Genomic DNA, 9379 nt, shown 5'->3' on the forward strand with positions numbered 1-9379 from the left:
CAACATACTAGTTCTCTTCAAAATATAACTCAACTAAGTCCTGTATTCTCCCTTCTTTAGCATAAGGTATCGTATCTTCTTGTACAAAATTCTTTCTACTTACATTATTACTAATTGGTCCAAATATAAAGTTAGTTGCAATCCGATAGATAATAGCCGATGGTGCAAAACCATAAACTTGATTTTCAAGAATATGTTTCAATCGGTCTTTATCATCTGGAAATTGTTGTTTCATAGATTCATTGTTGTATAAACGTTTAACCAATTCAGCAATATACAATCCAGATTTCATATAGAGATCTATATAGGTTTTCGTTGAATCAGCAAAAATATTAGGATTTTCTTTTTCCAATTCATCAACCATTCGTTTTACTACTTTTTTAGGTGTAAAGATTTGATTTGTTTGTTGTGGTGGAATGTAATCAAAGATATCTTCTTTATTATCTTCAAAGTAATTAGCAAGTTCTGCTTTTTTACGTAAGAATTCAAGTATAGCCTCATTAACTGTCGGTGCATCAAACAAATGACCATTAAAGTCATCTCCACCATCACGTAGATATCTAAATTGATCTAATGTGATTCCAGTAACTTCATGGAAAACATCTTCATCTACATAGGTATCAAAATTGTCTAATGTAAGCTGCTCATCACCATATGCCATAAGGAAACTTGGAATTGTTCTAGCAAATCCACGTAGATGACCACGGATTTTTTCTTCATCACTATTCATTCGGTTTTGTAGAGCTTCTACTTCCTGCTGTTTAATAATCTGTTTAGGCAATTCCTGTAATGTTGTACTAATATCTTTCGTAAATTTATCTTTATATTCTACTTTTACAGCACTAATTGCTTCTTCTCGTTCGGTTTCAATCGCTAACTTTTCCTCTTCTGATGTAGCAGCTTCAATTTTCTCTTTATATTCAGCTTCTTTATGTGCAATAGCAACATTTTGTGCCTTATCATTTTCTTCAGCTACCGTCTTAATTGCATCTTTAATATCTTTTTCAATTCGTTGTGCAGCACGATTTTTAAGGCCATACGTTTCTTGCATTTCTTGAACAATTGGTGTAATAACAGGTGCAGTCACACGAGCTAGCATATCCTCCAATGTCGGTTTTAAATCTTCATTACGTATCGTATTTTCAATGCTTGTAATTGAACTTCTTAATTTATCCCCAAATAAAGCCTCTTGCTTATTAATAACGATTTCGTCTAGAACAATTGGATTATCATCATCATCTAACTCAACATCAACAATATCAATGTCATCGTTTCCTACAACAACTTTACCTTGAGATGCTTCAGGCAATTCACTTAGAATATCTAAAACAGTTTGAGTCGCCCTAAAAATACCAGCAATATTATCAAATAGAAGATTAGACATGAAACCGCGTTTAACAACTTCTTGGGCTTTAATTTGCTTAGGAATCTTCATTACCTGAGCCGCATCAATCTCTACCATTCGACCTGATGAGTCCTCAGCTATAACAGGGAAAAAGTTTAATAATTCACCGATATTCTCTTTTCTTTCATCAGTTGTACCATGTCCATTAGCAGTTGCCATAGATAAATCATTAGCAAATTTATCATAAATAATCAGTGTACGTTCTGGTGCAAAATCAAATACATAAGCCCGTTCTTTTCTATAGTGTTTACCTTTTTCTGTCCAAGAATATGGATTTTGTGCCCTAAAAGCAGCCTGCATATACTGAGCCGGTGACTTCATATTACATAGCATAATAACACCAGTCCACTCTGGAACTGTAACACCAGTTGTTAATTGGCCCACTGAAAGTGTAATTGTCTTATCATTCTCTTTAATTGCTTTACGAACAGCCGCTAGAGAACGAAGATTCTCAGTTCCCTCATCACTATTATGTTCATAAGCATTACCTGAACCAGCAGCTAATACAATTCCATAATTTTCAAAAGTAGGATGATTTTCCAATAATTTCTTTAAAGCTTTAGCTGAATTTACACGATCTAAAATCCAAAATGTATGCTTTAATTCATCGCGTAAATCTTTTGTAGAGAATGGATATTTTTCATTATGTGTTAATGTATCAAGCCACGCTATAACCACCTCTTTGTGAATAAACTCACCACTCTCATTAGTGGCAAAGAACTCATTCAAATCAAATGCATAATCATAGTTTTCACCATCAACAGTTACACCATCATTAATGACATCTAAAACCATCTTAGACATTTGATAAGTAAACATATTCAGTTGAGGCAAAGCTTCGTATGGATTCTCGCTTTCACAGGTACTATCCCAATTTTTCTTGGCTTGTTGTTCATCTGCATAGGACCAATTATAAATTTGTTCATCACTAAATTGACCTTTTGCGATGGATTTAAATGGTGTGCCCGACAAATGCAGGGTCCAACGTCTATGTATATTGCTAAATGCAAAATCCGATTTACGTGTATCTACTGCTTCATGAGCCTCATCTATAATAACTAAATCCCAATGTAAATCGGCTACCCATTTTAATTTATCGTATTCGCCACCAAAATATTTAGACCCTTTTAAATCTTGTAAGCTGATGAAAGCAATTTGTTTTGCCTCATCATGTTCACTAAGATATTCAATAAATTGTTCTCGACTCATAGATGGTCTGTCTTTTAAAGAGTCGGTACTACTAACAAATTTATATTCTGTATTACCCGCAATAAACTGATCAAAATCATCATACCATGAATTCGCAACAGCTGGCCGATTGGTAAGTACTAAAACATTTGTTACGCCTAATCTTTTAACTAAATCATAGGCTGATAATGTTTTGCCAAACCGAGGTTTTGCATTCCATAAGAATTCACTATTTTCATGACTAGTGAAATATGTCACTGTTTTAGTAACGGCTTGGTCTTGCTCACGACGTAATGTATATTCATTACTTTTTCCTGGTTGATATCCTGATACATCATGATGAATAAACTTGTTAAATAGACCTTCTGATTTCTCCGGTGTACCATTGAAATAAAACCACTCTGTTTTCGGTCTACGTTGGATATCATGAAATTTTAGGAAACCATGAAAGTCATGGTCTTTAAAATTTAGACCTTTTTCTGGTCCATCTACATATTCGGCTAAATGATTCCATAAGATTTCTGTTTGAATGGCTGCTGTATGGGTTTGCTCACGAATACGAGTCTCCACATCCCGTTCCGTATAACCAATCTTAATCCATCCATCATTAGTGGTAACTTGCGGTGTAGTATATGCATAGATTTTAGGTTCTACAACCTTCCCTGTTTTTATCTCTGTCCCCATTAGTCCATAGCCCTCACTTTTGATTCAATGAAATCTATTTCATCCTGTGAAAGATTGTATTTTTTGTACAATTGTTGGTCTATGTTTTCGATGGACTGAGACCAATCAATATCTGAATTAGGTGTAAAATCTTGAAGGGGAACATATAACCATTTTTCAGCAGTATTATGTTGTGTTATTTTTAAAATTCCCAGCATAATTCTTGCAAACTTACCTTTAATATATTTTAGACAGGCATTAGCTTCATCTGCTGACTCAAAAGCACCTATTGCAAGAAAAGTTTCTGTTATCCCGATAAGGGGTTCCCCGATAAGGGGTTCCCCGATAAGGGGAGTTGCTAGAACCTCACCTATAGCACCACTTCCATTAGCTGCTGGTATAAATACATTATATTTATCTAATGTTGGGTGATTAACTATATAGTCTCGTCTAATCCATTTAAAAATACGTTCATTTTTACTTCTCCCCAATATCTGAATATATTCAAACCCATCATCTGGTCGATTATCAAAAAAAATAAAAGGTAATCGCTCAAAAATGTTCGTAGATACATCATTTTCATGACCTTTACTTAAATATTTGTAAGCATCTGGATAATCATCATGTAACTTATTCGTAAACCTATAGCTTGTTCGTGGATAAATAATTGTAGATAATGAACACCCAAATTTATAACTCTTGACTACTCTTTTAAATATATCTGCCAATTGAGGTATTGCTATAAAAATTTCTATAGGACCTAAATCACGACTAGAATCTCTATAAGATATGGCAACTCCACCTTTAATATCTGTATTTGGAAAAATATTAAAACTTTTTTGCTCATAATATGAAACTTTGAAATGTTGATCATTAAGACGTTCTTTATTCCACTTCTTAGATGTTTGACCCGCATTAAATAAAAATCTTGCTGGTGTAATTAAACATACCTTATCAGCAAGTTTAAAAGACTCATCCATAAAATAATTATAGATAGGATTACTACTTGTACTATCGCCTTCAGTTTCTTCCTGATACGGTGGATTCCCAATTACCACATCAAATTTCATTATTTCATCTCCCTTAGAAATTGAATCCATAGATACTAACATTTTATTATTCCAATCTTTAACAAGAGTAAACATATCCCCTTGCTTCTCTTGATTATTTACTTCATCAAATAGATTGAGTTGAATATTATCCTTTGAATCATCTGAATATGGGGTCTTCTTAGTCAACCCATTCATTTGGAATATATTATAAGAGATAATAGTTGCTATTTGTTTGATCACCTTCATAGTCGGTAATTTACCAAATTTATGATTATAATGTTCGCAGAATGATAATAATAAATTTTCGCGAGCCAATAGTAATGAATCACCTTGTAATTCATATCCATAGGTAGATTCATAAGCTATTTTTGACCACTTAATAAACTCTTTTTCCGTAATTGATTGTTCCGCTATTCTTTGTAATTTTCTATCTAAAAACCCAACACGCTTATCAACGGGAATAATATCTCCACTAATAGAATCATAGCGAGTTACAATATATGGACCCTCACCACAAGCAAGCTCTAACCAACGTAAAGCAATAAAATTTTCAAAAGAAATATCATCTAATTCATTCAATACAATAGATACTTGCTTATCAACAAGCCTAGATGGAGTAAATACTTCCCCCCGTTTGCGCGTACGTAGCTCTTGATTACGTTTATTTTTTTCAACACGTGGTTGAATAATAGAATCATAAGGACCTATAATTAGATTTTTTTTAATAGGCTGGTCAGCACAAAAAGGCTTCCCCATACCTTCGTAAGAAGGAGAAGCCCATACGATATTTTTATTTGTAGTCCGATCTTTTAATAAAATTGTCAACAGCGTTCCAGAATCATTAGCAATCCCTTCTTCGCTAATATCCACTGTTAATAATTGCATATAAGCCTCATTTCAAATTAATCTTACATTTGTAATCATTATATAATTATTCATCTAAACTTTAAAGTACACATTACTGTATAGAACAATAATTCAATAGGGTGTTGTAATCTATAAAAAATACAATGTCCTCTAATAGTATTTTATGAGTTATTTTTTTGTATGGCTAATTTTCGTGCAAGTAAGATATCCTTCTCATAAGATAAGTATCTCCAAATTAAATATAATAAACAAATAAAAGATAAGCTACTTAACAATAGATGATATACAATATTATTATCTAAAACGGGAGAGAAAAGTACCACACACCATAAAGTAAAGAAAAGCCCATATGTAATTAGATATTGCTTTATTGGTGCAGAAGAAAATACAAGAAAAATAAATAAGAATAAAGTAGCGACTAGAATGATTGAAACACCTGTAACTAATATAATTCCATATATCTCTTGATTTTTTTCAGTTATAAATACATTTACTTGAAATGGAATAAATAAAGTCGTAAAAGCTGTAATCATAGACATCATAGTCTTATATATAATATCAAGAGACCTTTCATATTTCTCTATAAACTCAACTTCTATATCTCGCTTCTCTTCTGACAATTTACTATATAGACGAGTATACTTTACAAAATTTTTGCGAAATACTTTGCTTTTTTTATACAGGATAGGCTCCTTTTTAAATTCTCTCATTATGTACTTCCAGTTTCTCTTAAAATTTAATTTAATCTGAATAACTTTTTCAACACATATATGAATAAATAAAACAAGATACTTCATAAATAATCCTTTCAATATACGTACTATCTATAATAAGGGATTTAATACTCTATAATGTATACAGTCATATATATATTATACAAAATACCACATCATACGGGACAAAAAATTCCTATATAATGTGGTATTATTTTCTTTACGCTCTATTTTATCACTATAGATTAAATGTAGTGCTACTTTTCGGATTCTTCAATTTCGGAAAACCATATTTCTCCAACGCATGTAAAATCTTTTGAATAGTCTCTTTCATATTATCTTTAGACACAGGTATAGAACTTACGATATATATGATTCCCTCAGCTTTTGCAGGATAAATACTTACAACACAATCATGACTATGTATGATGCGAAGCAGATATACATCATAGGTAGACTCAACATAAAAATCAAACTCCTGATTTTCATGTATTACATCAGGTATGTCGTGTACTGGTGCTACAGTACAATCAGCTATCTGAAAAGAATCTGCATCAAAATGGACTCTACAATTACGTTTCCGTTTCATCCGTTCAAGTTGTTCATCTATCATGCTTCACCACATCACTAATTAGTCGTCCCAAGTCTATAGCGTTTTTAGAGGTAATAACAGGCTTACCAGTTCTAACTTCAATAGATTTACGTGCATCACCAGCAATAGATCCACCATCTTGAGCAGCTTTTTTATTCTCCTCTAATCCTTGAGGATTAGTTGCCTCCGCAATATCCTTTGTAGCCGTTTCGGCTAACATATTTAAGATAAGTTCTGTAGTAGACATATTATCTCGTAGATTTTCTTTTTTTAGTCCCTTAAAGTCCTTATACTCTCTAGTCGTCATTCCAGACCAAGCTTTAGAGATTTCATTCGTTAGGATAGCATATTCATTACCAGCTTTAACACCATGATCTTGCCAAGTATCGGTTAATTCTTTACGAACCTGAATGGCCTGTAATCGTTGATTAATCCATTCTAGGCTATATCCTTTTCTAGCATATCCTTCTAGGGCCCTATCTATAGTTAGCTCTGGGTCAATTATCTCATCAATACGCTCTTACCAACTTCAGCCAACCACATTTTAAACGGTTCCGCTTTAGGAGAAGGCACAGATTGGATTATACGAAAAATACCTTGCATATCAGCTACATCAGTCTTATATAACTTACCATCTGTCGACTTAAGTTTCAGTTGTCGACAAAATGTCGACAACTCACTTCGTTCTTCTTCTGACATACGTTTTTTCACACGATACCAATAGTCACGCGGATTATTGCTTTCAGTCAGAGAACCTATCACATCAACTACACTAAAATACCACTCTTCCCTTTCGTTATCCCACACAGAACGAATTTGGCTACCTTCAAATATCTTTATATCATCACTCATAACAGTTCCTCCTCTCTTTAAACACAAATATATGTTCTATATTATTATCTATAGTATAAGCCTTTTAGAATAAGAAATAAAGATATTTTCTAGAAAAATAGAGCTCTTTTTTAACTTTTATCACACACAAAAAGCCCTCTATCACAAGACATATGCCTCGCAATAGAGAGCCTATAGTTACATGAAAAAATCTAACCTATGGTAAGAGTTACTTCATAAGGTATTTTTAAATTCCTTACATTATCTATTATTTCGCATTCTTAATATCAACCGTCACCATGTCTTTTGGCATCTTAGCCCCAAGCCCACTTTGGAATGTGTTATAGTAGTCCTTATTGTTATTAGTGTCTACATATTGCACAATATCTCGCAAATCTTTTTCGATTAAAGAGCTAGTATTATAGGTCATAATAAAGTGATTGTATACGTATTGTTTATCATGGGATATTAACATATATATCGTTGTTTTAGGGCGCTTAATTTGCATATATACAGATGGCATAGCATCATTCCATACGGTAGCAAATTGGATTGGTTGGTGCATCGAATACTTGTCAGTTAGGATAATACTGCGTACGGCTTTTGGGAAAATCTTCTCTGAATGTTGTATATCTCCAGCCTCAACTGGCATCACCATGATACCTTCTCTATACTGATCGCTATCGTAGACATACATATACGAATTATTTTTATCTTCCCGCATCATTTTACTTGTTTTTAGCGTTAAGAATGTAAAATCATTAATTTTCAAAGCTTTGCTTTTTGAAAGAATATCCTTCGCTGGTTCAATGGATGGTAATACATAGTTTACCAACGGGGACATTATTATGTCTTTAGCCTTATCAACACCTTGTACTTTTAACACACTAAACTGTTTTCTAGGCATAAAATTATAACCCACATGATACGAAATTGTCGGTGTATTTTTCATCGTAAAATTAAGACTTCCTACCATTGGTGCATCCTTAGCATACGTGACATCCCATGTTGCTTTTTCAACCGTAGGATACGTAAATTTACCAGCATATAATGAATGGTCATCACCACGAAATACGCCAGCTGTTTTCTCTGCGATAGCTTTCATATCATCAATAGTCAATTTGCTATAAGGAATCTTACTATCCTCCCAATTATTGCCTGCTGGTTGATGACGTAATTCATAAGCCATCACACCGTCAGGGCTCATAATCATTGCATTTCTGAAAGCAGGTGTACCATCTGCAACTTTCTCAGTATTCCCATATCGACTCGAGTATGGCACAGTAAATTTTACATTGGCCCCATCCTCTTTCAATATAAATACGGATGAAGAAAAGTCCAATGCATGGTTCAACTCACGATTAGAATAAATGACATCATTTAAATCTAATTCACCGTTACCTACCACTTCTTTTGGCATATATGTTTTTATATCCTTTTCAACCTCCCGTTCCATCTGCTGCGCATCTGCATCAGTCTTACGATAATTTTGATACGCATCCTTTGATACTGTCGGATCTGCACCAGGTATATTAATATCAATTGCATGACCACCCAATGTAACACAACTTAAACAGAGCGTAGCCATCAATACACGTTTCATCATACAAACTCTTCCTTTCACATAAATTTTCTCAAATAGTATATATGTATAGAATATCATATTTTATTTGACTCATAGTAGTATAATATAAATATAAAAACAAGGAGATGATTACTATGAAATTTACAAAACGTATACTCATCATGACTGCTTTAGCCGTAACCGCTGTTATATCTACTGGATTTGCTTACGATTATGTATGCAATAACTCTCAGTACAATTGCAACACTAACACACAATACAACTCCGATAACAATGCGAACAATACTAACTATGCAACATCCAACAATGACAACCAAAATTATTGCGGTCCAAACTCAAATTTTAGAGGATGCGGCGGATATAGAAGATAATATATTAGACATGACAAAAGCCTATAGTACGATTTTGATATGTACCCCCTTTACTGGACAACCAGTAAAGGGGGTATTTTCATGAGATATAGTTATGAATTTAAAAGAAAAG

The 9379-nt window shown here is 33.3% G+C and carries 5 protein-coding genes and 1 pseudogene; all 6 read right to left on the bottom strand.

Going from position 1 to position 9379, the window contains the following annotated elements; translation table 11 throughout:
- Nucleotides 1-7 precede the first annotated feature (7 nt).
- The 6 genes and pseudogenes from Q0E20_RS01895 to Q0E20_RS01925 all read right to left on the bottom strand — a co-directional run bounded on the left by Q0E20_RS01895 (nucleotide 8) and on the right by Q0E20_RS01925 (nucleotide 8917).
- Nucleotides 8-3277 carry a DEAD/DEAH box helicase family protein gene (locus Q0E20_RS01895; RefSeq protein WP_295995455.1) on the bottom strand — a complete coding sequence of 1090 codons (3270 nt, stop codon included), beginning with the start codon at nucleotides 3275-3277 and terminating at the stop codon, nucleotides 8-10.
- Nucleotides 3277-5193: an Eco57I restriction-modification methylase domain-containing protein gene (locus Q0E20_RS01900; protein WP_295995458.1), complete on the bottom strand. Its 1917-nt coding sequence runs from the start codon at nucleotides 5191-5193 to the stop codon at nucleotides 3277-3279. Before Q0E20_RS01900 ends, Q0E20_RS01895 begins: the two co-directional genes overlap by 1 nt.
- A 143-nt stretch (nucleotides 5194-5336) precedes the next feature.
- Nucleotides 5337-5885: a hypothetical protein gene (locus tag Q0E20_RS01905; protein ID WP_295995461.1), complete on the bottom strand. Its 549-nt coding sequence runs from the start codon at nucleotides 5883-5885 to the stop codon at nucleotides 5337-5339.
- A gap of 241 nt (nucleotides 5886-6126) precedes the next feature.
- Nucleotides 6127-6501 (bottom strand): hypothetical protein, encoded by a 375-nt coding sequence (locus tag Q0E20_RS01910; protein WP_295995464.1) that lies wholly within the window; start codon nucleotides 6499-6501, stop codon nucleotides 6127-6129.
- A pseudogene (locus Q0E20_RS09430) lies at nucleotides 6491-7332 on the bottom strand (BRO family protein). Before Q0E20_RS09430 ends, Q0E20_RS01910 begins: the two are co-directional and overlap by 11 nt.
- A gap of 247 nt (nucleotides 7333-7579) precedes the next feature.
- Entirely contained in the window at nucleotides 7580-8917 is a 1338-nt protein-coding gene (locus Q0E20_RS01925; RefSeq protein WP_295995473.1) for a hypothetical protein, read from the bottom strand.
- Between the last annotated feature and the right edge of the window lie 462 nt (nucleotides 8918-9379).

This window comes from uncultured Veillonella sp. (assembly GCF_934230905.1).
Taxonomy (GTDB): Bacteria; Bacillota; Negativicutes; order Veillonellales; family Veillonellaceae; genus Veillonella.

Excerpts from the sequence above, each read along its gene's own strand:
- Q0E20_RS01910 (WP_295995464.1), bottom strand. The coding sequence starts at position 6,501 with ATGATAGATGAACAACTTGAACGGATGAAACGGAAACGTAATTGTAGA.
- Q0E20_RS01925 (WP_295995473.1), bottom strand. The coding sequence starts at position 8,917 with ATGATGAAACGTGTATTGATGGCTACGCTCTGTTTAAGTTGTGTTACA.
- Q0E20_RS01900 (WP_295995458.1), bottom strand. The coding sequence starts at position 5,193 with ATGCAATTATTAACAGTGGATATTAGCGAAGAAGGGATTGCTAATGAT.
- Q0E20_RS01895 (WP_295995455.1), bottom strand. The coding sequence starts at position 3,277 with ATGGGGACAGAGATAAAAACAGGGAAGGTTGTAGAACCTAAAATCTAT.
- Q0E20_RS01905 (WP_295995461.1), bottom strand. The coding sequence starts at position 5,885 with ATGAGAGAATTTAAAAAGGAGCCTATCCTGTATAAAAAAAGCAAAGTA.